Below are 23856 nucleotides of genomic sequence, written 5' to 3' on the forward strand. Positions count from 1 at the left end.
GCCGCCGAGCCGGGCGACGGGCGAGGCTGACGATCCGATGCCGCCTCCGCCCATGCGTGCGCTTCGATCGTTGCCCGCGGCGCTTGCCGCGCTCTGCCTGCTGGGTGGAGTCTCCGGGTGCGCGAACCGGACCGACCGGACCGACCGGATCGAGCTGTCCCCGGACGACACCATCAAGGCCGCGCAGCTCTACCTCACCGACCGATGCCTTGAGCGACAGGGACTGACACCGCCGCGACCCGGCGGGCGTCGACGCAGCGAGGCCGAGCAGCAGCGCGTGAGCGAGGCGCTCTTCGGTTCCGGACCCGCCGAACTGTCCGTCTCGCTGCCCACCGGCTACCGGGTACGCGCTCACACGGACGGCTGCCTCGCCGCCGCGCAGCGCAGCCTGTACGGCGACCAGCGGGCCTGGTTCCACGCATCGACGATCGTCAACAACCTCAAGCCCGAGGCCGCGTACCGTGGCGTCGAGCTGGATTCCGTGCGCCGTATGCACCGCGCCGAACTCGCCGACTGGAGGCGCATGCGCTCCCGAGCGTTCGAGCGGGCCCGCGCCCTGCTGGACCGCTCCCTGAACCACCGCGCGACCGGTCTGCCGCCGGGACCGAACAGCGTCCGGTGATCACGCGCCGCCCCCGCGGGCCGTGACAAGGCGGGGCCGGGGGTGGTGGTACCCCGGCCGCCCGCCGCGACTCGCTACTCGGGGCGGTTTCCCGGGAGGCGCTGCCCCTGTTCCCTGTCGAGGGGCGGGTTCCGGGAGGCGCCGCCCCTGATCCCTGACAGGGCGGAACCGGGGGCGGGCCGGTCGCCGGGTTCGGGCGGCGCGTGGAGGCGGGTTCGCCGTCCGTCGGTACGGTTTCAGGGGCAGGTGACAACCTGGCCGGCCCAGGACAGTCCGCCGCCGAAGGCGAGGAGCAGAACCGGGGCCCCGGTGGGGAGTTCACCGCGTTCGGTGAGCTTGGACAGGGCGAGCGGGACGGACGCTGCGGACGTGTTTCCGGACTCGACGACGTCATGGGCGACCACCGTGCCCTCGGAAAGGCCGAGTTGCCGGACGACGGCGTCGATGATGCGCAGATTCGCCTGGTGGGTGACCACGCCGGCCAGATCGGCGAGGGTCAGGCCGGCCCGTGCGCAGGCTTCCCTTGCGATCGCGGGGAGTTCACCGGTGGCCCAGCGGAAGACCGTCTGGCCCTCCTGGGCGAACCGCGGGTGCCAGTCGTCGACGAGGCGGACGGCATCGCCGCGGGTGGGGTCCGAGCCCCAGCACACGGGGCCGATCCCGGGTTCGGCGGAACCGCTGAGCACGGCGGCGCCCGCTCCGTCGCCGAGCAGGACGCAGGTGCGGCGGTCCATCCAGTCGGTGACGTCGGACATCTTCTCGGCACCGATGACCAGAGCGTGCCGGGCGGCACCCGCGCGCAGGGAATGGTCCGCGCAGGCGAGCGCGGTGCAGAAGCCGGCGCAGCCGTTGTTGAGGTCGAAGGCCACGGGGGAGGGCAGGCCGAGGCGCGCGGCGACCTGGGCGGCGATGGAGGGGCAGCGGTCGACGGCCGTGCAGGTCGCCACGGTGATCAGTCCGATGTCGGCGGGCTCCAGCCCCGACGCGGCCAGCGCCTTGCTCGCGGCGGCCGTCGCCATGTCGGTGACCGACTCGGCCGGGTCGGCGATGCGGCGGGTGGCGATGCCGGTACGGCGCCGGATCCACTCGTCGCTGGTGTCGACCATGGTGGCCAGGTCGTCGTTGGTCAGGACGCGGGTCGGCTGGTGGTGGCCCAAGGCGGTGATACGGCTTCCCGGCACGGCGGAACGCACAGGTGATCTCCTCGGCTCGGCGTCAGGTGTCCCGGAATATAGCAACCGATCGGTCGGAAGCTAAATGGGGGCCGCTCGCTACGATGGGAGCATGAGCCCTCGTCATTCCGCAGCCGAAGCCCGCAGAACCCGGGAACGCATCGTTGAGCGCGGCATGGCCCTCGCCTCCTGCGACGGCCTCGAAGGGCTCACCATCGGACGCCTGGCCGCCGACCTGAAGATGAGCAAGGCGGGGGTCCTCGGGCACTTCGGCACCAAGGAAGCCCTCCAGTTGGCGACCCTGAGCGGTGCCGCGGCGGCGTTCTCCCGTCTGGTGTGGGAGCCGGCGGCGGACGCGGAGCCCGGCCTGCCCCGCCTGCGCGCCGTCTGCGACGCCTGGATCGCCTACATGGACACAGCGCGCGACGTCTTCCCCGGCGGGTGCTTTTTCACCACGGCCTCCGTCGAGTTCGACGCCCGCAGCGGACCCGTCCGCGAATCCCTGGCCCGGATGCACCGGGCGTGGCGGCGCCGCCTCGCCGCCGAGGTGCGCACGGCCGTGGCGGCGGGTGACCTGCCGGCGGACAGCGATCCGGAGCAGGTGGTGTTCGAGCTCGTCGGCCTCTTCATGGCCCTGAACCAGGAGATCCAGCTCTTCGCGGCCCCGGATGCCGTCGACCGTGCCCGGCGGACCCTCGACCGCCTGCTCGGTCCGCGCCGGGAATCGCCGGTTCCGTAGCCGGGCCGCCAGAACATCGGCACGCGGCGGGGCGTCGGAGGACGCGCAGGGGCGCATCCCATGGAGAGGTGGCGTCGGGGCGCGTTCCAAGGCGTCATGTCACCCGGGACCAAGGCGTCATGTCACTCGGGACCAAGGCGTCATGTCACCCGGAGTCGGTGTTCTCGTCGAAATGCCGGGGCCCCTAGCAGGCCTACTCGGTCCGGACCGCGATCCCGTGCGCCTCACCGGACGCGCTGCGAGCGAGGCGATATTCCTCGGCTGGTCAAAACCTCGGCGGTCAAAGCTGAACTTCGCCTGCCAGGTGGAGTTGAAGGTCGCCCGCCAGGTGGCCACGGAGTCTCTGAGGCTCCTCAAGTCGCTTGGCGGCAGCGGAACACGGCAGCCATAGTGAGCCACATGAAAGCAATCGCGGGACTGACCGGAAAACACGACTCCGTACTGCTCATCCGGGACGCGGATCTGGTCATGGCGGCTCTGCGGCAGGCGCTGGCCGACGCCGTGCCCGAGGAACGTCCGGGGCTCGAACGCGCCGTCGCGCTCGTCGAGTCCACGGCCGCCGCCACCGAGACCCGGGTGCGTGCCGACTGGGTGCGTTCCCGGCTGTCCGCCGTCGGCTTCACCGGGGACATCGTCTCGATCGCCGCCCTGAAGGCACTGCGCCGGGCGGAGCCGGGACTGAGCCTGATAGCGGCCGTTCAGCTTCAGAAGGACGCGGTGGCGCATCCGGAGTGAGCCGGCGGGCCCGCCGGTCCGCAGACTCGGGCGACGCGGGTGGCTGGCAAAGCCCGGAGATGTTCAGGTCGTTGGGTGCCCGCTCAGCGGGAGATCGCCGACCGGGTCGTAGGCCGGCAGTTCCGTATGCCCCTCGGACCAGTGGTTGACCCACCCGCAATTTCCGCACGCGTAGCGGCCGTTCACGCCGGAGATCTCCGTACCGCAACGCCCGCAGCCCGTCGTCGTGATCTCCTGGCCCTCCAGGAACGCCGCCGCAAAAGCCCCGGTCCCCGCGTCGGTCGCCGGCTGCGTGTGGTCTTGTGTGCCCGTCACGTCGCCGAGCCTATCGGCGACGGGGCCGGCGAGGTACCGGCGACCGGTCCGGCACCGTGCCGTCGGACATGGCAGCGGTACGGACCGCGGGTCGGCGCACCGCGGTCCGTAGCGTGATCTCGGGTCGGCTGTGGGGAGTTCAGCCAGTCCTGCTCACCGGCGTCAGCCCGCCTTGGCGACCTGCGCGAGGGCCTTGGCGAGGCCGTTGGCCCACAACTGGTTGACGCGGGAGCGCTCGGTGGCGTTCGGGTACCGGTTGGTGCACGAGGTGCCGGGGCCACCACCGGACATCAGTTCGCTGCACGGACCGCTGTAGTGGTCGGGCAGGCCCAGCACGTGCCCGGTCTCGTGGGCGGCGACCCGGATGGAGTCGTACTGCTGGTTCTGCGCGTAGTCCAGGAAGATGTAGCCGCGGCCGTGGCCGTTGGTGGAGGCGTAGGACCCGCGAGGGTCGTTGCCCTCGTAGTAGGCGAAGTCGCCTGAGCCCGAGGTCGCCTGGAGCTTCACGTTCGACACCGAGCCGTTCCATATGGAGGCCGCGCTCGATATCTGGGAGCGGAAGCTCGGGGCTCCCGAGGCGTTGTAGTAGACGGTCACCACCTTCAGTGAGGGCTGCGCGGCCTGCCGCTTGGCGACCGACTTCAGCACGGCGTCGTAGAACGCCTTGTTGGCGGAGCTCTCGGACGTGCCGACGTAGCCGGCGGCAGTGGTGGTGCGGGTGGGGGCCGCGGTGGTGTGCTGGGCGGTCGCGGGGCTCGCGGTGCCCAGTGCGGCGGTGGCCAGACCGAGGCCGAGAGCGAGGGCCGTGAGTCTGGTGGAGTTCTTCGACCCGGTGTTTCTGCGGAACGGCGCCATGGGGGTGGCTCCTTCTCGTCCTGTGGGGTTGAACGATCGGTTGCCAGTGAGTCTCGGGCAGGCCAACGGGTCGGCGGATGATGGCATTCGGGGATAGCCCGGCGCTATCGGCAGTCAATCGGCCTGCCCGGATTGGAGATTTGACCTGCGGATGGCGGGGGAGGACTGGGGCGTCTGCGTGAATCCCCCCTTGTCACAACCGCGTCGGGTTCCCCGGGAGAGCCCGGTTCGTGTGCGCGTGTGAGGCGTTCAGGGTGCGCGGCCCCAGGGACCGTGCCGGTCTTCGTGGCGTCGCCGGCCGTCGGCCGTTGTCAGTGGCGGCTGCCAGGATGGCGGACATGGGGAACTTCGAGTGGCGGCCGCTCCTCACACGATGGAGCGAGGAATGGCTTCAGGCGCTTGCCGCGAACGAGCCGGAAGAGTTCGAGGAGCTGGACGAGGACGTCGTGCGGGACCGCTGGCTGGGATTCGCCCCGGCCGGTCCGGCACGGATGACGGCTCTCCGGGAGCGGATCCGGGGCCTCGGGATCCGGACGCCGCTGCCGCCGTCCCTGTGCTCCTTCCTCGAGACGAGTGACGGCTGGCGCCATGCGGGCGGCTTCGTCTATCTGCTTGCCGGAACGGAGCGCATCGAGCCGTACGGAGATCCGTACGGCCTACAGCCGATGTACGAGGAACACCTGGGCGAGAACCCGGCCGAGAAGGACGTGGTCCTGGCCGGCATGTGGGGCCGGGCGCTGCAGCTGTCGCTCGACTCGGACATGACGGACGTGCTCATCGACCCGGGCGACGTCGGCGCCGACGGCGAGTGGGCGGTGTACGTGTATCACGGCTGGGGCGGGGAGCCTCCCGAGCGGTACGACTCCTTCCGCGCGTTCATGGAGGACATGTACAAGGAGTTCTACCAACTGGGCGGCTCCCACCCCGACTTCGAGAACACCGTGACACGGGACCTCGACGCCAAGGTGGAGCAGGCCCGACTCGTCTGTCTGAAGGGCGAGTTGGACGAGGCACTCGCTGTCTTCGACGAGGCGGGGGAACTCGGCAGGCCGCGAGCCGGGCTGCTGTCCTCACAGCTGAGGGCGCTGCTCAACGGCCGCGGCTCGGTACCGGTCGACCCGCGCATGGACGACCCGCTGTACGCGGGCGAGGTGCTGCCTCTGAGGGTGAGCGACCACCTGCGTGAACGCCGCAGCGACGACACCCTGGTGCTCGGGCCCGTGACCGAGGACTACGCGACGGACAGGGAGCGGGCCAGGGTCGTCCTCGAACAGATCCGGCAGCGCACCTACGAGTACAGCTCACAGGGGCCCTTCGGCCGCGCGGTCGAGGAGGCCAGAGAGCTGGCGCGCTGGGGGGACACGGACGGAGCCTGGCGGGTGCTCGCGGCGGCGGTCCCGCTCTGGGAGCCGTACCGGGAGGACCATGTCGCCCCGTTCGGCCTGCTCGGCGACCCACTGCTCGGGCCGCTCGTCACACCGGAGCGGGGCCGACAGCTGCTGACCACACCCCGAGCCGGTCAGGCGCGGGCCACGAATGCGGCTGGTACCGCGACTGCGAGCACGACTACGGCTGCGGCCGAGGCCCCGCCCACGCCCTCTGCGGAGGTCAGGACAGCGCCCGAGGCCCCGCCGGCGCCCACGCCCTCTGCGGAGGTCAGGACAGCGCCCGAGGCCACGTCCCCGCCCGCAGCCGAGGCCGTGTCCGCCGCTGAGGCGGAGACGCTTGAGCCCGCCGCCGAGGCCACGCCCCCGGGTGCCGGGCTGGGGTGGCTGGCCCACAGCCACCGCAGGGTCGGCCCGCTCCGGGAGAGCTACCGGTTCGTACTGGTCGAGGGCATGCGCCCCGAAGAGCTGGCGGAGCGGTTCGGGGCGGGACCGCTGGAGCCGGTGGCGAGCGAGACGGATCTGTGGCACATGCAGTTCGTGCGGCAGCACGAGCGACGCGGTCCCATGGCCCGGGTCGGCGCCCGCGGCGGCTGGAGCTTTGCTTTCGAGTCGGCACACCGGCTGACGTTCGACGCGTCCCGCCTGACCGACCCCGGCACCGGTCTCTCGCAGGGCGCACGCGCCCTGACCGTCTGGTGCGGGCCGGGCCTGTTCCACTTCGCCTTCGCCGAGGACGGGGAGCAGCGGTATGCCTTCACGGTCCACCAGGCCGAGCGGCACCGGACGGGCACACCCCCCGCCGCCCTCTCGCCCGACCAGCTGTTCCCCGACCCCGCGGGTCCGGCGACCGACCGCTCGGACGACGCCCGCGCCCTGGACGCGATAGCCGCGGCCTTCCAGGTCTCCCTGCCCGAATTCGCCCTCGAGCACGGCAGACTGCCCACCCTGCCGACCCGGCCGTGGATCAGGCCGCCGGGGCCGGGGGAGGGGTACACGGCGGTCTCGATCACGCTTGGCGGTCCGCACGGGGCTGCGGGACCGTTCCATCAGGGGACCGGCGGTGGCGGCTGACGAGGCACCGGCACAGCAATTGAGGGACCGTCAGTGCGATCACCACGTCGGGCTCACCACGGTCCTCGGCGATTCACCTCGGCTCGCCGCCGCAGATGCGTCGAGTTGGACCGAGACACTCGTCGCCAGCTATGTCTGGGGGCAGGGCGACAACGGCTACGGGGCATACCGGCTGGGGGAGATCCTGCGCGACTCGTCGGCAGAGGCGGTGCTGGGGCGCGCCGTCGCGGTGCTTGCGGACGACGGAGCGGTGGCGGCCTACCGCGAGCTGCGCGGCGCGATCCGAGGCCTGGGACCGGCGTTCTTCACCAAGTTCCTCTACTTCGTCGGCGGCGCCGTACCGGACGTGCCGGGCCCACGCCCGCTCGTCCTCGACCAGCGCATCGCCCGGGTCGTGCGAGCCTATGCGACCCGGGTGGGGCAGGAGGCGGGACTCGAGCAGCCCGCAAGGCTCGCCACGTGGTTGTGGAGCGATGGCGGATGGACCCCGCACCGCTACAGCGTCTACCTGAGATGGATGCACGGCGCGACCGAGCAGCTGACCCGGTCCACACACGGGCCGCCCACGCCCGACCTGCTGGAACTGGCACTGTTCAGGGGCGCGTGGACCCCGCAAAGGGCGCCCGCCGGGTCGCCTGGCCCACCAGACGGATTCACCGCGGCCTCTGAGGAGCTGGCTGCGCAGGAAGGTCTCCACGAAACGGGGGATTGCCGGATCTCCGATTAGCCGCGGGCTGCCTACCCCTGCTCAGCACGCTGCGTACGTCTGGGCGGCGCCTGCCGTGGGCTGCCTGGACAGGAGATCCGATACCCACAGCGCTAAAATGGGGTGGCAGGCAGACTCAAAAACGACCAGGGCCGGACACCGAAGGCCCTCGTGACCGGCCTGGAGCCACCTCCGCGCCGGGGCTGGCCGAACGAGGCGGCGGAAAGGGCCTGAGGCCGTGCCTCGACGGGCACGTCGACGCCCCAGTCACCGACGGTGACGGCAGCGTTGCCCCGCCGGTCAAAGGTCACCACTGCCAGCGGCGGCCCGTGCCTCACGGCTTGCTGTCTGAGGCCGAGGCGCTTACGGAGCCGACCCTTCGCGAGGTATGCGCCGGACAACCGCGAACCGTACTCCCCGGTGCAGACGTTGAACGAACGAAAGGAATGCTATGCGCGCCCTCACTCACCGACTCCACGGTGCATGCGCTGTCGCGTGCGCAATCCCCCTGCTCGTGCTGCCCGCCGCAGCCGGCGCGAGCGCCGCTCCCGCCGCCCCTGCCGGGCCCAACGTCGTGCAGCAGGCCAACGCCAACGAGATCCTGGCTCTGGAGAACGCCGCACGAGAGAAGGCCGGTTGCGAGGCGCTGAGCATGAACGGCCAGCTCACCGCGGCCGCGCAGGCTCACAGCGAGGACATGGCCAAGAACAACTTCTTCTCGCACACCGGATCCGACGGATCGAGTATCGCGCAGCGGGTCGAAAAGGCCGGCTTCAGCCCGTCCATACCGACCGAGGAGAACATCCACCAGGGTGGCTCCACCGCGAAGGAGGTCTTCGACAGCTGGATGGGCAGCGGACCTCACAAGGCCGCCATCCTGAACTGCAAGTGGAAGCAGACCGGACTTGCCGGCGCCTCCGGCAACCTCTGGACCCAGCTCTTCGGAACCTGACCGGTTCCGGAACCACAACCAGGGGTCCTGAGCGGTCTCAGCGTCGCCACTGATCGGGTGACGCCGGTGAGGTCGAGGCGAGGGCCGCACCGCACAAAGCCCCCGTGCCGTTGGGGGAGGCGTTCGAAGCCTCAACCCAGCGGCACGGGAGCCTGGTTGGTCCCCCAAAGCTGTCGGTGCGATCCGAGCCTTCCGCGCTTGACGGAGACGGACCGATGGCGGTGGCGGCCACACTGCCGAGTATCGCGTGCCGTTGTCGGCGAGCAGGCCGACGCCCATCGTGGGCTGGTGCCATACACGGGATCGGCCGTGGTGGCCACGACGTCCGCCGTCGTCGCGGGTGCCCGTGGCTCCGGGCACGCGTGCCGCCGGAACGTCCGGGGGCGTCCGCGTCTCCTCCGGGAACCGGGGCCGGGTTAATCGCTGGTGTGTGGCCTCGTGGTTCTTGTAGGTTGGCAATGCGACCGCGCCTCCGATGCGCTCGGCTGCGGCTACTTCCTTCTGACAACCAAGTGATGCCGCCGCCTTCTTTGATCTCGGCAGGCGCGGGCGTGGCGTCTTCGCCCTGTCGTACCTTCGCGCCCCGCCGGATCTCGGACCCGTCGGACCTTCGCCCCGCCGGATCTTGGACCCGTCGGACCTTAGCCCTGTCGGACATCGCTCCGTCGGACCTCTGGCCCGGGGCCGTCCAGCCCTTTGAATCCGGGGAGATTCACTGCCTCGTCACACCCCACGCGTCTCCAAGATGTGGTCCGAGATGCTCGTGGCCCCGCACATCTCGGCGGCCGCCCGCTCCATGCCCGCACCACGGCTCCAGCACCACCCCGCCAGAACGGACCTGCGCACCCACGAGGGCGGACCAGCCTTCGTCCGGGAGCCCCGCGAGGAACTCTTCCTGCTTGCGGTCGCCAACTTCGTGTCCCAGGGGACCTTTTACGAGAGCGGTGAGGAACGCGACGACCGGTACATCCGTCTCGTCGGTGAACTCGCTGTCGAGGACCCGGTGTGGACGGCCGGTCTGCTGAGCTGGCTTCGAGGCGAGGGCAACCTGCGCACGGCGTCCCTGGTGGGCGCCGCGGCATACGTGCGGGCCCGGCTGCGGGCCGGTGCGTCCGGGGGCCCGTCCAACCGTTCCGTGATCGACTCGGTGCTCCAGCGCGCCGACGAGCCCGGCGAGCTGCTCGCCCACTGGATCTCGGAGTACGGGCGGAACGTACCCCAGCCCGTGAAGCGGGGCATCGCCGACGGCGTACGCCGGCTGTACACGTCCCGTTCCCTGCTCAAGTACGACACGGCGACCAAGGCCATCCGCTTCGGCGACGTGCTCAACCTGGTGCACGCCTCACCCGACCCGGACAAGCCCTGGCAGGGCGCGCTCTTCCGATACGCCCTGGACCGTCGCCACCACCCGGAGCAGGCGGCCCCGCAGGCCTCCGACCACCTGCTGACCGCCCACCGGGCGCTGATGGAGACGGCTGCCGACGACCGGCGGGCGGTGGTGACCGGGCCGGGGGGCTCCGAGCGGCTGGCCGCCGCGGGCATGACGTGGGAGGCCCTGGCGGGCTGGCTGCACGGACCGATGGACGCGGCTGTCTGGGAGGCCGTCATCCCCACGATGGGACCGATGGCGCTCCTGCGGAACCTGCGGAACTTCGACGAGGCGGGGGTCTCGGACGAAGTCGCGGCCCGGGTCGCCGAACGGCTCTCCGGCGCCTCCGAGGTCGCCCGGTCCCGGCAGTTCCCCTTCCGCTACCTGGCCGCCTACCAGCACACACCCTCGCAGCGCTGGGCGGCCGCGCTGGAACGGGCACTGGACCACTCCCTGGCCAACGTACCGGCCCTGCCCGGCCGCACGCTGATCCTGGTGGACCGGTCGGACTCGATGTTCTGGGACACCGTCTCCGAGCGGTCGAAGCTGACCCGGGCGGACGCGGCGGCCGTCTTCGGCACCGCGCTGGCCATGCGTGCCGAGCAGGCGGATCTCGTGGAGTTCGGCTGGAACAGCAAGGCGGTGCCGTTCGAGCGGGGGGAGCCGGTGCTCGAAGTGCTGAAACGGTTCCACGGCCTCGGCGGCACCTACACCACGAAGGCGGTGCGCAGACATTACCGGGAACACGACCGGGTCCTGATCGTCACCGACGAGCAGGCCGCCCCCGAGGGCCCCGGCGGACCGGCCGATACGGTCCCGGCCGGCATCCCGGTCTACACGTGGAACCTGGCGGGGTACCGGCCCGCCCATGGCCCGACCGGCCCCCACCGGCACACCTTCGGCGGCCTCACGGACGCCGCGTTCCGCATGGTCGGCCTCATCGAGGCCGGCCGCGAGGCCGCTTGGCCGTGGACCACCGATCGGGCCTGATCCCGCTCGATCCGGCCTGATCCGGCTCGATCCGGCTCGATCCGGCCTGATCCGGAAGGAGACGCCCGGTCGGCGCAGTCGAGTTCGCCTCATGCACGGGTGTCCGTCCTGGCGCGTGGCCCGGGCCGGGGCCGGGCCACCCTTCCCTGACCGGGATCCGTCCGCAGACGTACCCCGCTCCGCAGGTCTGGGGCACCTCCGGTTCAGGCGGAAGTGCCTCGGAGCGAGCCGGTGCTCTGCGACTCCGTGGCGTCATAGTCGGCGCGCGCCTCCGCGATGGCGGTCCGGTGCCGCTCGGCCCAGTCCACCAGACCGGTCAGCGAGGTGTAGAGCTCGCGGGCCATGGGCGTCAGCTCGTACTCCACCTTGGGCGGGACGGTCGGGTACACGGTGCGGACGAGCAGTCCGTCGCGCTCCAGCCTGCGCAGGTTGAGCGTGAGCATGCGCCGGCTGATGCCCTTGATGGCGCGCTCGATCTCGGTGAAGCGGATCGGGCCATGGGCGGCGGCGATCAGGATTCCGATGCTCCACTTACCGGCCACGTGATCGAGCACCTCGGTGACCGGGCACGCCTCGACCTGCACTGCTTCCGCAATACCGGTGTCACTCCGGGACATTGATGGGCCTCCTTGCGCCGAGTGCCCACGTTACCGGGTGCCCTGTCCACGTGGCCGCCGGCGGAGCGGTGCGGACCCGGCCCCGCACAGTAGGGACGGGCCCGACCGGCGCCCGGGTCACGCCGCCGTCATCGGCTCAGGGCTACGCCGCCACCGTCGGCTCAGGGGTACGCCACCACCGTCGACGGCGTCGTGGACGTACCCGACGTAGGCGAGCCCGTCTCGTTGATCACGTGTTCGTACTGGCCGTTGCCGCCGAGCGAGACGACCAACAGGTTGTGGAATTTCACGCCAGGGCGGCCGGGCGCGGAGAAGCCGTGGTGCTGCACGATGGACGGGGCGACGTTGTAGTAGCAGTAGCTGCCGAGGCCCCAGCCCTCGTGAGCGGTGACGTTGTCGCCGACCTTGTAGGCGGCGTACCCCTTGACGGAGCCGTTCTGGATCGCGGCCTGGTTCGGGGCGTCGTACGCCTTCTCGTTCTGGAAGAAGATCGTGCGGCCCCGCTGGCCGTTCCACTGCACGTCGTACTTGTTGAAGTGCTCCACGAACAGACCGGTGCACAGGACGTCGTCGCCGTTGACCACGACCCCGTAGTCGGCGCGGTTGGTCTCCCAGCCGACGCCGGTGCCGTGGTCCGCGCGCCAGACCCAGGTGTGGTCGACGATGGTGTGCCGGCTGTTGATCACCATGCTGGTGGTCGCCTTGCCGGCGCCCGCGCCGCCGATCCGGACGAAGACGTCCTGCACGGTCGTCGGGTTGGCCGAGTGGTCCGCAGACGCGCCCGCCGGGCCGATTTCCAGCAGCGTCGCGGAGTTGACGGGACCGGCGTCGATGAGGAAGCCGGCGAGCCGTACCCCGTCGACATCGGCGACCTTCAGCACCGTACTCCCGTTGTCGGGCACGAGGGTCGCGTAACCGAGGCCCAGCACCACGGTGTTGGCGCGGTTGACCTGTAGGGGCCGGTCCACGTGGTAGACGCCCGGCGTCAGCAGCAGGTGAAGTCCCTGTGCCAGAGCCTGGTTGAGGGTCGCCGCGCTGACGCCCGGCTTGGCCACGTAGAACTGCGACAACGGCAGGGAGGTGCCGCGCGGTGTGCCGCTGCCCCAGGTGACCCCGCGGGCGTTGGTCCGCTTCTCCGGCAGGAAGACCCGGAACTCGCTGCCGCTGACGTACAGGAACGGTTTCTCCCGGGAGACGGGGGTGGCGTCGAGGGTGGTGTACGGCGGGTTGGGGAAGCTCTGCGCGGGAGCGCCCTGGACGCCGGAGAAGACCATGTTCCACACGCCGTTGAGCCAGCTGCCGATGACACTGTCCCTGGTGTACCACTGCTGCTGGGAGTAGGGGCCGACCTGGCCGTCGATCCGGCTGTCCGCGATGTAGCCGCCGCTCGCCCAACCGTAGCCGGACGGCGCGAGGTTGAGTCCGCCGCGCACGTGTATCCGGCGGAACGGGGCCGCCTGCGCCACCGCCCACCGGTTGGTGCCGTTGGCGGGTACCAGCGCCAGATTCTCCGCGGAACGCCAGAAGTTCTGCGTGGCGTTGCCGTTGAACCAGCCGGCGTCGACCGTGACGTCTCCGTTGATCGTGGTGTCGTCGGGGGACAGGCCGAGCCCCGCGATGGAGGTGTAGAAGCCGATCTGGGCGTTCAGCCCGTTGTAGGTACCGGGTTTGAACAACAGGGCGTAGCGGCCGGTGCCGAACTGCGCCGACTCCTGCTGATGGAAGACCTGGTCCAGCCTGGCCTGGATGCCGGGCGTGGACGGGTCGAACACCAGGACGTTCGGGCCGAGATCGCCTCCGCCGGGCAGGGCCGGGGAGACGTGCGCGAGGCGCCGGCCGCGCGGGCGGGCGTGGAGACCCCGGCCAGCACGGGCACCGCTGCGGCCGCCGCACCGAGCACGGTCCGGCGGCCGACGGACGGCGAGGAAGAGGAGGTGGGGGAGGAGGGAGACATGCGCGACTCTCCTTGTTCAGGAAATGAACGAAGTGGGGGTGGGGGAGCGCTCTCTTGACGTTGGATGCTTCATCGGCGTGAACGTTGCGTCAAGAGTTACGACCGAATTCCCGTGTCCTCACGCCTGATTCACCGTCACTTCGCCTTCTTTGTCTTCGAGAAGTGAGTGAAGTCGTCCTCTGGTTCTTTGGTGGTTTCCCTTGACACCCTCCCGTCTCCGCCTCAACACTCCAGCGTTGGGAGAGCGCTCTCCCACCTCCGTACGACCTCTCCTTCCCCTCCGTCGAGGAGCCCCCATGTCACGGAGATCGAAGATCCTCTCGGGCGCGCTGATCACCTCCGCCCTGGTGCTGACCTCGTTGGGCGTCACCGGAGTCGCCGCCTCCTCCGCCCCCCGCGCCACGGCGCCGGCCACGCACGCCGGCCACGGCACGGCGCTGTCGACGGCCGCCTCACCCGAGGACCCCGACGGCGACGGCTACATCCCGGCCAACCCGCCCGTCACCGGCGTCACCCCGTCCACGCAGGTCCCGCCGCACCGCTACTTCCACGAGTTCCAGGCCAACTGCGCGGTCAGCCACACCAAGCCGGACGACCCGATCGTCTACCCGCAGCAGCCCGGAAAGTCCCACGACCACACGTTCATGGGCAACACCAGCACCTACGCGGGCAGCACGACCGCCTCGCTGAGCGCGGGCGGCACCACCTGCAAGGCCCCCGGAGACCTGTCCGGCTACTGGATGCCCACCCTGTACGACGGGGACCGGCCGATCCTGCCCGTCGGCCCGCAGGTCATCTACTACAAGGCCGGCGTCACCGACTACACCAGCGTCCGGCCCTTCCCCAAGGGCCTGAGGTTCGTCGTCGGCAGCCCGATGCAGAGCGCCGACGAGTTCCGCCACCACCCCGGCTTCGTCGAGGGCTGGGAGTGCGGCGACAGCTACTTCAACACCGAGTTCCCGGCGACCTGCCCGAACCGTGCCGACGTCCAGCTCAACATCCGCTTCCAGGCGCCCAGTTGCTGGGATGGCAAGTACCTCGACACACCCGACCACAAGGGCCACATGGCCTACCCCGTGGTCAAGCCCGGCACCAACGACAACGTCTGCCCCGCCGACCATCCGGTCGCGCTGCCGATGATCGAGTTCAAGATGGCGTTCCCCGTCAACGGCGACATGTCACGGGTACGGCTCGCCAGCGGCACCGGCCACAGCTTCCACTACGACTTCTTCAACGCCTGGGACGACCGCACGCTCAAGGCGCTGGTCGACCACTGCGTCGTCGGCGGACTCCAGTGCGACGCCCGCGGCTACGACGAGACCCACCCCGAGGCGGGCGCCGTCCTGAACTCCGACTACCGCCTGCCCTGACCGCCTCCCACGCCACCCGCACTCCCCACGGAGAACCGGACTCACCATGACCCCACCACCCCGCACCCGCGCGCACCGCCTCGCCGCGCCCCTCACCGCCGGTGTGCTGACCGTCGGAGCACTCACCGCCCTGCCGGCCGCCCAGGCCCACGCGGCCGGCAGCGTCGTCAAGGTCACCGGCACCCAGGGCAACTGGCAGCTCACCGTGGACGGACAGCCGTACCAGATCAAGGGCCTGACCTGGGGCCCGTCCACAGCCGACGCCGACCGGTATCTCCCCGACCTGAAGTCCATGGGCGTCAACACCATCCGCACCTGGGGCACCGACGCCACCAGCAAACCGCTGTTCGACTCCGCCGCTGCGCACGGCATCAAGGTCATCGCGGGATTCTGGCTCCAGCCCGGCGGCGGCCCCGGCAGCGGCGGCTGCGTGAACTACGTGACCGACACCGCCTACAAGAGCCGGATGCTGGACGAGTTCCCCAAGTGGGTCCAGACCTACAAGGAGAACCCCGGCGTCCTGATGTGGGACGTCGGCAACGAGTCGGTCCTCGGACTGCAGAACTGCTACAGCGGCACCGAGCTGGAACGCCAGCGCGACGCCTACACCACCTTCGTCAACGACGTCACGAAGAAGATCCACGCCGTCGACCCCGGCCACCCGGTCACCTCCACGGACGCCTGGGTCGGCGCCTGGCCCTACTTCAAGAAGAACGCCCCCGACCTCGACCTGTACGCCGTCAACTCCTACAGCGCCGTCTGCGACGTCAAGGCCACCTGGCAGCAGGGCGGTTACAACAAGCCGTACATCGTGACCGAGACGGGACCGGCCGGCGAGTGGGAGGTGCCCGACGACATCAACGGCGTGCCGCTGGAGCCGAGCGACCGGGCCAAGGCCGACGGATACACCCGCGCCTGGGGCTGTGTCACCGGGCACAAGGGCGTCGCGCTCGGCGCCACGATGTTCCACTACGGCACCGAGTACGACTTCGGCGGCATCTGGTTCAACCTGCTGCCCGCCGGCCAGAAACGGCTGTCGTACTACGCGGTGAAACGCGCCTACGGCGGGGACACCTCGCACGACGACACCCCGCCCGTCGTCTCCGGCCTGACCGTCGAGGGCGACCCGGGCAAGGTGCAGGCGGGCCGGGACCTGGTCGTCGCGGTCAAGGCCACCGACCCCGACGGCGACCCGCTCGCCTACGAGGTCCTCGACAACAGCATGTACGTCGACCAGGGCAAGAACCTCGACCCGCTGCCGTTCACCGACCTCGGCGGCGGCCGGCTGAAGATCACCGCACCGGACCGGCCGGGCGTGTGGAAGGTCTACGTCAAGGTCACCGACGGCCACGGCAACGTCGGCGTGGAAGCCCGCTCCGTCAGGGTCGTCCCGCCCGTGGTCGACGGCACGGACATCGCCCTCGGCAAGCCCGCCACCGCCTCCTCCCACCAGCCCGGCTACGGCGACTGCCCGTGCCCCGCCGCCAACGCCGTCGACGGCGACCGGAACACCCGCTGGGCCAGCGACTGGAGCGACCCCCAGTGGATCCAGGTCGACCTGGGCGCCCGCACCAGCTTCCGCCACGTCCAGCTGCTGTGGGAGGCCTCCTACGCCAAGGCGTACAGCGTCCAGACCTCCGACGACGGCCAGACCTGGCAGACCGTGCGCACCGTGACGGACGGGAACGGCGGCGTCGACGACTTCGACGTCACCGGAACCGGCCGGTACGTCCGGATCAACGGCACCGCCCGCGGCACGGGCTGGGGCTACTCGCTGTACGAGTTCGGCGTCTACAACTGACGAACACCGTCGACACACGAGGGGGTGGGGATGGCCGACGAGGACGAACTCGACCGGCTGCTCGACAAGCTGACCCTGCGCGCCAAGGTCCGGCTGCTCACCGGCGCCACCACCTGGCGCACCGCGGCCGAACCGGACCTGGAACTGGGTGAGCTGGTGCTGTCGGACGGCCCGGCGGGGGTCCGCGGGGAGAGCTGGGACGAGCGCCGCACGTCCGTGCTGCTGCCGTCGGCCTCCGCGCTCGCCGCCACCTGGGACGAGCAGCTGGTCGGGGAACTCGGCGGCCTCCTCGCCTCCGAGGCACGGCGCAAGGGCGTGGACGTGGTCCTCGCCCCCAACCTCAACCTGCACCGCACCCCCCTCGCCGGACGGCACTTCGAGTGCTTCTCCGAGGATCCCCTGCTGGCCGGCCGGATCGGGGCCGCCCTGATCCGGGGCATCCAGGCCCACGGGGTCGCCGCGACGGCCAAGCACTTCGTGGCCAACGACGCCGAGACCGACCGCCTCACCGTCGACGCGCGCATCGACGAACGCACGCTCCGCGAGGTCCACCTGGCGCCCTTCGAGGCGGCGGTGGCGGCGGGCGTCCGGCTGGTGATGGCCGGATACAACCGGGTCAACAACACCACCATGACCGCCCACGCACTGCTGACCACACCGTTGAAGAGCGAGTGGGGATTCGACGGCGTCGTCGTCTCCGACTGGGGCGCCGTCCGCTCCACCCGCGACACCGCCCGAGCGGGGCTGGACCTCCAGATGCCGGGCCCCGCCGACGAGTGGGGTGAGCGGCTGGTGCGGGCCGTGGCGTCGGGCGAGGTCGAGGAGGCGGCCGTGGACGACAAGGTGCGCCGGCTGCTCCGGCTGGCCGCCTGGGCCGGGGCCCTGGGCAGACCCCGCCGCCGGGTCCGCCCGCACCTGCCGCCCCGGCAGGCGCGGGCCCTGGCCCGGCGGGCCGTCGCGGCCGGGGCCGTCCTGCTGGCCAACCGCGGCGTGCTGCCCCTGGACCGCACACGCCTGAACACGGTCGCCGTCATCGGCGCGGCAGCCGCCCGCACCCGCACCCAGGGCGGCGGCAGCGCCGGCGTCTTCCCGCAGGACGAGGTCTCGCTCCTGGACGGCATCAGGGCGGGCCTGCGCGGCCGGGCACGCGTCGTCCACCTGCCCGGCCCCGCCCCGGACGGCCCGCCACCGCCCCTGGACCCGGTCACCGGCTCGGACCCGCGCACCTCCACCCCCGGCGTGCTGCTGCGCGTCCTCGACGCCGACGGCACCGAGCTGTACGCAGAACACCGCAACAGCGGACGGCAGTTGGAGCCTCCTCTGCCACCGGGTGCGCACACCGTCGAGATCAGCGCACGACTGCACCCATTCGGCCGCCTCAGCCTCCACCTCGACGGAGACCCGCTACTGGAAGGCGAGTTCGCCCCCACCACCGATGACCCCGCCGTCCTCCACGTGAGCCCGCCCACCCACACCGTCACCGCACGACTGACCGCCGGACGCACCCCGTTGCTCGTCGCCCGCCGGGAACTCGCCGCCGGCACCGGGCGGGCCACCGTCGTCGGCGTCCAGCCACCCGGGCCCGGCCGCGCCCAGGCGCTGGCCGCGGCGGCCCGCGCGGCCCGCGAGGCGGACGCGGCCGTGGTGGTCGTCGGAACCGGCGAACAGCACGAAGCCGAGGGACGCGACCGCACCCACCTCACCCTCGGGCCCGGCCAGGACGCCCTGGTACGCGCCGTCGCCCGGGCCAACCCGCGCACCGTGGCCGTCGTCAACAGCGGCGGCCCGGTGGAACTGCCCTGGCGCGACGACGTCGGCGCGCTCCTGCTGGCCTGGTTCCCCGGCCAGGAGGCAGGCGGCGGCCTGGCCGACGTCCTCCTCGGCCGCACCGAGCCCGGCGGACGGCTGCCCACCACCTGGCCCGCCCGGCTCGCCGACGCCCCCGTCACCCGCACCCGCCCGGACGCCGGCCGGCTGCCCTACGACGAGGGCATACACGTCGGCCACCGCGGCTGGCTGCGCGCCCGGCGCACCCCCGCCTACTGGTTCGGGCACGGACTGGGCTACACGACCTGGGCCTACGACGCACTCTCCGGCCCGGCGCACACCACCGTGGGCGAGGACGTCACCGTCCGGGTGCGGCTGCGCAACACGGGACCACGCCCCGGACGGGAGGTCGTCCAGGTGTATCTCTCCCGCCCGGGCACCGGCAGCGTCGACCGCCCCGAGCGATGGCTCGCGGGGTGGACCGCGGTGCGGGCACAGCCCGGCGAGACGGCCGTCGCACAGGTACGCATCCCGGCACGCGCCCTGAGCCACTGGGACGTCCACCGCGGCGGCTGGCGCACGGAGCCGGGCCCGTACCGCGTCCTGGCCGGCCGCTCGGCGGGTGAACTGCCCCTGACCCTCTGCTTCCTCGCGCGCGAGGAAGCCTGAGCGGCCCCCACCCGGAGAGCGCTCTATCCGGGCGGGCCGCCGGGCCGTTAGGGTGCGGGGCATGAGCAGACAGGCCCCGACCCTGGAGGACGTCGCCCGCGAGGCCGGCGTCTCCCGGGCCACCGTCTCCCGTGTCGTCAACGGCGTACGCAATGTGGACCCGGCGATCCAGGAGCTGGTCCGCCAGGCCATCGACCGCACCGGTTACGCACCCAACCGGGCCGCCCGCTCCCTGGTCACCCGGCGGGCCGAGACCGTCGCGCTGGTGGTCTCCGGCGCGGGGGACGCCTCCGACGAAGCGCAGGCCGCCTTCGCCGCCCGCGTCTTCTCCGATCCCTTCTTCGGGCGGGTGGTCGCCGGGATCGTCGGCCACCTCCGCCCCCGCTCCGTCCACCCGGTGCTGATGTTCGCGGAGTCGGCCGCCTCCCGCCGCGAGGTGGTGACCTATCTGCGGCAGGGGCGGGCCGACGGCGCACTGGTGGTCACCAGCCACGCCGACGACCCGCTTCCGGCCCTCCTCGCCGAAGCGCGGCTGCCCGCGGTCCTCTTCGCCCGCCCGGCCCGTCCCGTCCCGCTCAGCTACGTCGATCTGGCCCACCGGGACGGCGGCCGGCTCGCCGCCGAGCACCTGCTCGCTCGCGGATGCCGCAGACCGGCCACGATCTGCGGGCCGCTGGCGGTCGCCGCCAGCCAGGAGCGGCTGGCCGGCTTCCGCGACACCCTCGCCCGCCGGGGCCTTCCCTACGCACCCGTCGCCGAGGGCGGTTTCACCCTGGACAGCGGCCTCACGGCCATGACCGGCCTGCTCGCCGAACACCCCGACGTGGACGGGGTGTTCGCGGCCAACGACCTCATGGCCCGCGGTGCCTGCCAGGTACTGCGGGAGCACGGCCGACGGGTACCCGAGGACGTGGCGGTCGTCGGCTTCGACGACTCGACCGCCGCCGTCAGCCGACGGCCGCACCTGACCACCGTGCGGCAGCCGGTGGAGGACATGGCCGCGCGGATGGCCGGCCTCCTCGACGAACACGTCCACGGCACCCGCACCGAGCCCACATCGATCGTGTTCGACCCCGAGCTGGTCGTACGGGAGTCGGCCTGACGCATGCCGTCGGCCCCGGCCGGCGGCTCAGCAGCCCGCGGCCCAGGTGTGGGAACCGCCTCGGTCGTTCGCGCCCGCGTCGTAGCCGACCTCCTGGCCCGGGGCCAGACAGAGGGTGACGGGTCCCAGCAGCTCTCGGCCCTCGTACACCTTCACGTGATCCTTCACTCCGGGGCCGGAGAGACCGTGGTTCGCCCACGACGAGTCGTGCTTGAACATGTCGCCCTCCCACCAGTGGTCGTCGCCGCTGTGTTCGATCTTCAGCCCGTCGAAGTTCACGTCCGTCCAGACACAGAAGTATCCGGAACGGCACTCCGCGGCCTGTGCGGTGGCCGACGACGTGGCGAAGACGGCGCCGGCGGTGATCAGGGTGGCGGTGAGGAGGGTGGTGAGGCGCTTCATGGTGGCGGTTCTCCCGTGGGTCGAGGTGCCGAGCCGATGCCGGGACGCACGTGTTCCGGGGCGGCCCTCGCGGCCGGAGTGATCAACTTGCCCGCCAACCTCACCACTTGGCAGCCGCCCGCTGCATCCGCCATTGGAGTGATCGGCGAGGACCGCATCGACATGCCAGCACGAGGGCGGGTCGACCGCACATGCACGCCTGCCGCGGGGGCGGGTTGTACGGCACGGGGGCGCCGGCGCCAGGCTCACGCGTGCGTCGTCAGCAGCATGTAAGGCGCGGTCCGGGTCTCCGCGGCGGCCTCCGTGACGGTGCCGTCGGCAGGGAGTGTGGGCAGGTCGATGGCGGGGGAGGGGAATCCTGCCTCGGTCAGGAAGGACCGGTAGCGGTCTAGGGAGCGGTAGTAGGTGGCGCTGGTCATCGTGGTGCCGTCGCGCAGGCGCAGCAGCGTCGGGACCGTGTCGCCGTCGTCGTAGACGGCTTCCGGCTCGCCGTGGCGCAGGGTGGAGAAGGCCACGCCGGTCGCCGCCGGATTGAGGTCGGCCAGCAGGTACGGGGCGCCGGGGCGCAGGACGCGGCGGATCTCGGCGGTGAGTGCGGCCAGCCGGCCGTCGTCGGGATCGGTGCAGTACACCAGGCAGCACACGGCGGCGTCGACGCTGTCGTCGGCGAGCCAGTCCAGGGTGCGCCCGTCGAACAGCCGGTAGGAGACGCGCGGATGAGGGCGGTCGGAGCGGGCGATGCCCAGCATGTCGGCCGACGGATCGAGAGCCTGCACCGTCCACGCCCCGGTGCGCGCGAGCTGCGCCGCGACCGCGCCGGTGCCGCACCCGATGTCCAGGGCCAGCGGGTCGGGCCGCGAGCCGCCGGCCAGCCGGCGCAGCACACCGGGGAAGATCAGCTGCTCGGCCAGCCGCATGTCACGGTCCCGGTAGGCGCCGGCCGCGGCGGAGGTGTCCCAGCCGATGGGGTTGTCGTCGGCGGTCAAGGGCGGTGCCTCCTGCACTGGACCGGGCCCGGACGGTCGGACCGGGGCGTTCGGCGGCAGCCTGGCACACGACGGCGCCGTGGGTCCTGCGGCGCCGGAGGATTCCCTCGACGGCGTGTCCGCTGAACGGACGGTTGACGAGGTCCCCGAGCGCCACCGACGTGATGGTGACCCGCTCGCGTTCGATGACGGAGAAGCATTCGGCGGGGTCGGCCCCTCGACCAGGACGACGGTGCCGCCGACGGAGAGGGTGCCGACGATCCCGGGGCAGCCGAAGGAGAAGTGCGACCCGGCGGGCAGCGCGGCGGGATACACGTCGTTCTCGCTCAGCGACACCAGCCCGGCGGCGGCCCCCGCCTGGCAGGCGTAGTCGTCGTGGCTGCGCGGAACGAGCCGGGGCGTCGCGCCGTCGGCCATCCAATCCGTCGGCCCCCTGCACACAATGCGCGTTCCCGCCCATGGACCCCGCAGCCCATGGGCGGAACGTCCAAGGAACGCCGCTGACCAGGAGGCATGGCCGGTGCTCAGCCCGATCCGGTCTCGCCGCGCTCTGCCGTCGCCTTCGCGTGGCGCGACCTGAGCGCCGCGTCGAGTTCCGCCACCGTGCGGCCGAAGGCCGACTCCAGATCGACGTCGTAGAGGTGGGCCAGAACGAGTACCGACCACAGGCAGTCGGCGAGTTCGTGCTCCAGCGCCGTACGGCCGCCGGGTGCCTCCCGGGCGCCCTCCTCGCCCATCACCAGCTTCGCCAGGTCACCGACGTCGCCCAGGAAGCCGAGCATGAACTCCTCACGCGTCCACACCCTGCCCCGCTCGTGGCGGTTCACCACGTCGTACAGATCGCGGATGCGCAGCGCCTGCCGCGTCAGCCCCTCGATGGTCGAGCCCGCGACGGTCCCCTCCGCATCGACGCCGGCGGAGGCGGGATGCGACGGGTGTGCGTGGGCCGGGGAGGCCACGACGGGCCCTTCTGTCCGACGCGATCCGTCGGCGGGCGGAGGAACCCGTCGCGTGCCGGGGCGGCCCAGGTGGTGGAGGAAGAAGGCGGCCGCCTCCTCGCCGACCCGGTCGCGGACGGCCGGATCGGCCGGTCTCGGCGCGAAGAAGTCATCGTGGCGGACGTCGGGGCCGGCCGAGCGGCCGTTCGCCGTGGGAATGTGGTCCAGGTAGGGCCTGGTGTCGAGGTCGTACGGGGCGATCGTGTCCGCACCGCCCCAGCGGATCTCCACCGGCACCCGCACGGTTGCCAGGCTCTCCGGGGTCACGAGCGCGCCGACTCCCGGCGCCACCTGGAAGACCGCCCGCACGCGCGCGTCCGAGACGTCCGCTCCGGCGCGGTCCAGCGCATCGAGCGACGCCTCGTCGTCCGGGTACTTGTTCAGCAGCGCCTCCAGCACCCCGGGGAACTCGGGGATCTCCGGCAGGGGCACCGCCCCGGTCACCACGGCTCCGAGGATCTGCGGGTCGAGGCGTGCCCCGGCGAGTGCCACCGACGTGTAGGCGCCGAGCGAGAAGCCCGCCGCGCCGACCGGACCGAGGGGCTGTTCCCGGGCGAGCACGTCGAGGACGAAGGACACGTCCAGGGGGCGTTCCCAGACGTGCAGGAACCCCTCTGGTTCGTAGCCGTCGACGAAGTTGTTGCCGTGGTGGTCCAGGGCGACCACCCGGAAGCCCGCCTCGCGCAGCGGACGCACCAGCCAATCCATGTTGCTGCCCGAGCCCCCGGTGCCGTGCGAGACGACGACGAGCGGAGCGGGCGCGGCCGGCGGATGGCCGGGCTCCCACAGGTAGACACGGATCGGACGCGGACGATCCGGTTCTCGCAGGTCACTGCGGGACTCGTCGTAGAGGACACGTATCAGCGGTTCGTCCTGTCCGGTGATCGTCATGGCGGCATCGTACGGTTGGGCGCCGCTGGGAGGACGGGCGGTGACCGATTGGTTTTCGCGAGGCCCACGGTCTGCAATCACGGACGGTGTGGCGCAGCCACGCCCGTGCCCGAGGCGGACGCGGACCGCCCCCCTGTCACGATCCTCCACGGCAGCGCCTCGCTGGGACGGCGTGGACGGCGTGGACGGCCGTCGGCAGGCCGGGCTGAAACGGTCCGGGCGCGGTACGTCACACGGGCGGGTGGAATGATTTCGAGTGCTGGTTCGAACGGGCTAGGGACTCGTTCGCGTTTCCGATCATGTGATCTAGGTTCTTCCGTGCCCTACGTGCGGGATCCGCAGGCCCGCCCCCGGGAGGCCGGCGCAGGTTGTCCCGGACGCGCGT

The 23856-nt window shown here is 71.7% G+C and carries 19 protein-coding genes and 1 pseudogene; 12 read left to right on the forward strand and 8 right to left on the reverse strand.

Annotated elements, in window-relative coordinates; translation table 11 throughout:
• Positions 1–52: 52 nt before the first annotated feature.
• On the forward strand, positions 53–622 hold the full coding sequence (locus JK361_RS07320) for a hypothetical protein (RefSeq protein WP_201814824.1): 570 nt from the start codon (positions 53–55) through the stop codon (positions 620–622).
• Between the two features lie 236 nt (positions 623–858).
• On the opposite strand, the gene JK361_RS07325 is transcribed toward JK361_RS07320, so the two are convergent.
• Positions 859–1803: a beta-ketoacyl-ACP synthase III gene (locus tag JK361_RS07325; protein WP_201815022.1), complete on the reverse strand. Its 945-nt coding sequence runs from the start codon at positions 1801–1803 to the stop codon at positions 859–861.
• Positions 1804–1906: 103 nt separating this feature from the next.
• Between JK361_RS07325 and JK361_RS07330 the strand changes: the two genes are divergently transcribed.
• Together JK361_RS07330 and JK361_RS07335 are read left to right on the forward strand one after the other, a co-directional pair.
• The gene (locus JK361_RS07330) at positions 1907–2533 is read left to right on the forward strand and encodes a TetR/AcrR family transcriptional regulator (protein WP_201814825.1); all 627 of its coding nucleotides are present in this window, start codon (positions 1907–1909) and stop codon (positions 2531–2533) included.
• Positions 2534–2932: 399 nt separating this feature from the next.
• On the forward strand, positions 2933–3268 hold the full coding sequence (locus JK361_RS07335) for a hypothetical protein (protein ID WP_201814826.1): 336 nt from the start codon (positions 2933–2935) through the stop codon (positions 3266–3268).
• Positions 3269–3331: 63 nt separating this feature from the next.
• On the opposite strand, the gene JK361_RS07340 is transcribed toward JK361_RS07335, so the two are convergent.
• Together JK361_RS07340 and snpA are read right to left on the reverse strand one after the other, a co-directional pair.
• Positions 3332–3583 carry a hypothetical protein gene (locus JK361_RS07340; RefSeq protein ID WP_372448690.1) on the reverse strand — a complete coding sequence of 84 codons (252 nt, stop codon included), beginning with the start codon at positions 3581–3583 and terminating at the stop codon, positions 3332–3334.
• 162 nt (positions 3584–3745) lie between these two features.
• Positions 3746–4438, reverse strand: a complete 693-nt coding sequence (snpA, locus tag JK361_RS07345; RefSeq protein ID WP_201814827.1) for a snapalysin — start codon at positions 4436–4438, stop codon at positions 3746–3748.
• Between the two features lie 338 nt (positions 4439–4776).
• Between snpA and JK361_RS07350 the strand changes: the two genes are divergently transcribed.
• From JK361_RS07350 to JK361_RS07365, 4 genes are all read left to right on the forward strand, one after another.
• A complete protein-coding gene (locus JK361_RS07350; protein ID WP_201814828.1) occupies positions 4777–6897 on the forward strand; it encodes an SMI1/KNR4 family protein in 2121 nt (706 codons plus the stop codon).
• Complete coding sequence (locus tag JK361_RS07355) at positions 6887–7624, forward strand: 8-oxoguanine DNA glycosylase OGG fold protein (RefSeq protein ID WP_201814829.1); 738 nt, start codon at positions 6887–6889, stop codon at positions 7622–7624. The genes JK361_RS07350 and JK361_RS07355 overlap by 11 nt, the downstream gene beginning before the upstream one ends.
• A 493-nt stretch (positions 7625–8117) precedes the next feature.
• Positions 8118–8555 carry a CAP domain-containing protein gene (locus JK361_RS07360; RefSeq protein WP_201814830.1) on the forward strand — a complete coding sequence of 146 codons (438 nt, stop codon included), beginning with the start codon at positions 8118–8120 and terminating at the stop codon, positions 8553–8555.
• A gap of 796 nt (positions 8556–9351) precedes the next feature.
• A complete protein-coding gene (locus tag JK361_RS07365) occupies positions 9352–10914 on the forward strand; it encodes a TROVE domain-containing protein (protein WP_236052657.1) in 1563 nt (520 codons plus the stop codon).
• A 203-nt stretch (positions 10915–11117) separates the two neighbouring features.
• Here the strand turns inward: JK361_RS07365 and JK361_RS07370 are convergent, their stop codons facing one another.
• Positions 11118–11531, reverse strand: coding sequence for a winged helix-turn-helix transcriptional regulator (locus tag JK361_RS07370; RefSeq protein WP_201814832.1), 414 nt, complete (start codon positions 11529–11531; stop codon positions 11118–11120).
• A gap of 161 nt (positions 11532–11692) precedes the next feature.
• A pseudogene (locus JK361_RS07375) lies at positions 11693–13485 on the reverse strand (pectate lyase-like domain-containing protein).
• A 296-nt stretch (positions 13486–13781) separates the two neighbouring features.
• On the opposite strand from JK361_RS07375, the gene JK361_RS07380 reads away from it, so the two are divergent.
• The 4 genes from JK361_RS07380 to JK361_RS07395 all read left to right on the forward strand — a co-directional run bounded on the left by JK361_RS07380 (position 13782) and on the right by JK361_RS07395 (position 20194).
• Positions 13782–14855 carry a DUF1996 domain-containing protein gene (locus JK361_RS07380; RefSeq protein ID WP_201814833.1) on the forward strand — a complete coding sequence of 358 codons (1074 nt, stop codon included), beginning with the start codon at positions 13782–13784 and terminating at the stop codon, positions 14853–14855.
• Positions 14856–14901: 46 nt separating this feature from the next.
• Complete coding sequence (locus tag JK361_RS07385; RefSeq protein ID WP_201814834.1) at positions 14902–16656, forward strand: discoidin domain-containing protein; 1755 nt, start codon at positions 14902–14904, stop codon at positions 16654–16656.
• Positions 16657–16686: 30 nt separating this feature from the next.
• Positions 16687–19092, forward strand: coding sequence for a glycoside hydrolase family 3 C-terminal domain-containing protein (locus JK361_RS07390; RefSeq protein WP_201814835.1), 2406 nt, complete (start codon positions 16687–16689; stop codon positions 19090–19092).
• A 61-nt stretch (positions 19093–19153) separates the two neighbouring features.
• The gene (locus JK361_RS07395; RefSeq protein ID WP_201814836.1) at positions 19154–20194 is read left to right on the forward strand and encodes a LacI family DNA-binding transcriptional regulator; all 1041 of its coding nucleotides are present in this window, start codon (positions 19154–19156) and stop codon (positions 20192–20194) included.
• Positions 20195–20221: 27 nt separating this feature from the next.
• Here the strand turns inward: JK361_RS07395 and JK361_RS07400 are convergent, their stop codons facing one another.
• Together JK361_RS07400 and JK361_RS07405 are read right to left on the reverse strand one after the other, a co-directional pair.
• On the reverse strand, positions 20222–20596 hold the full coding sequence (locus JK361_RS07400; protein ID WP_201814837.1) for a peptidase inhibitor family I36 protein: 375 nt from the start codon (positions 20594–20596) through the stop codon (positions 20222–20224).
• Positions 20597–20841: 245 nt separating this feature from the next.
• Complete coding sequence (locus JK361_RS07405) at positions 20842–21582, reverse strand: class I SAM-dependent methyltransferase (RefSeq protein WP_201814838.1); 741 nt, start codon at positions 21580–21582, stop codon at positions 20842–20844.
• Positions 21583–21697: 115 nt separating this feature from the next.
• Between JK361_RS07405 and JK361_RS07410 the strand changes: the two genes are divergently transcribed.
• On the forward strand, positions 21698–21952 hold the full coding sequence (locus JK361_RS07410; protein ID WP_201814839.1) for a hypothetical protein: 255 nt from the start codon (positions 21698–21700) through the stop codon (positions 21950–21952).
• Positions 21953–22106: 154 nt separating this feature from the next.
• On the opposite strand, the gene JK361_RS41055 is transcribed toward JK361_RS07410, so the two are convergent.
• Positions 22107–23471, reverse strand: coding sequence for a serine aminopeptidase domain-containing protein (locus tag JK361_RS41055; RefSeq protein ID WP_236052526.1), 1365 nt, complete (start codon positions 23469–23471; stop codon positions 22107–22109).
• Between the last annotated feature and the right edge of the window lie 385 nt (positions 23472–23856).

The organism is Streptomyces musisoli (assembly GCF_016741855.1).
GTDB lineage: Bacteria > Actinomycetota > Actinomycetes > Streptomycetales > Streptomycetaceae > Streptomyces > Streptomyces musisoli.

Bases quoted from the DNA above. Each gene is read 5' to 3' on its own strand.
- JK361_RS07320 (WP_201814824.1), top strand. From the start codon at position 53: ATGCGTGCGCTTCGATCGTTGCCCGCGGCGCTTGCCGCGCTCTGCCTG.
- JK361_RS07330 (WP_201814825.1), top strand. From the start codon at position 1,907: ATGAGCCCTCGTCATTCCGCAGCCGAAGCCCGCAGAACCCGGGAACGC.
- JK361_RS07335 (WP_201814826.1), top strand. From the start codon at position 2,933: ATGAAAGCAATCGCGGGACTGACCGGAAAACACGACTCCGTACTGCTC.
- snpA (WP_201814827.1), bottom strand. From the start codon at position 4,438: ATGGCGCCGTTCCGCAGAAACACCGGGTCGAAGAACTCCACCAGACTC.
- JK361_RS07350 (WP_201814828.1), top strand. From the start codon at position 4,777: ATGGGGAACTTCGAGTGGCGGCCGCTCCTCACACGATGGAGCGAGGAA.
- JK361_RS07365 (WP_236052657.1), top strand. From the start codon at position 9,352: ATGCCCGCACCACGGCTCCAGCACCACCCCGCCAGAACGGACCTGCGC.
- JK361_RS07370 (WP_201814832.1), bottom strand. From the start codon at position 11,531: ATGTCCCGGAGTGACACCGGTATTGCGGAAGCAGTGCAGGTCGAGGCG.
- JK361_RS07380 (WP_201814833.1), top strand. From the start codon at position 13,782: ATGTCACGGAGATCGAAGATCCTCTCGGGCGCGCTGATCACCTCCGCC.
- JK361_RS07385 (WP_201814834.1), top strand. From the start codon at position 14,902: ATGACCCCACCACCCCGCACCCGCGCGCACCGCCTCGCCGCGCCCCTC.
- JK361_RS07390 (WP_201814835.1), top strand. From the start codon at position 16,687: ATGGCCGACGAGGACGAACTCGACCGGCTGCTCGACAAGCTGACCCTG.
- JK361_RS07395 (WP_201814836.1), top strand. From the start codon at position 19,154: ATGAGCAGACAGGCCCCGACCCTGGAGGACGTCGCCCGCGAGGCCGGC.
- JK361_RS07400 (WP_201814837.1), bottom strand. From the start codon at position 20,596: ATGAAGCGCCTCACCACCCTCCTCACCGCCACCCTGATCACCGCCGGC.
- JK361_RS41055 (WP_236052526.1), bottom strand. From the start codon at position 23,471: ATGACGATCACCGGACAGGACGAACCGCTGATACGTGTCCTCTACGAC.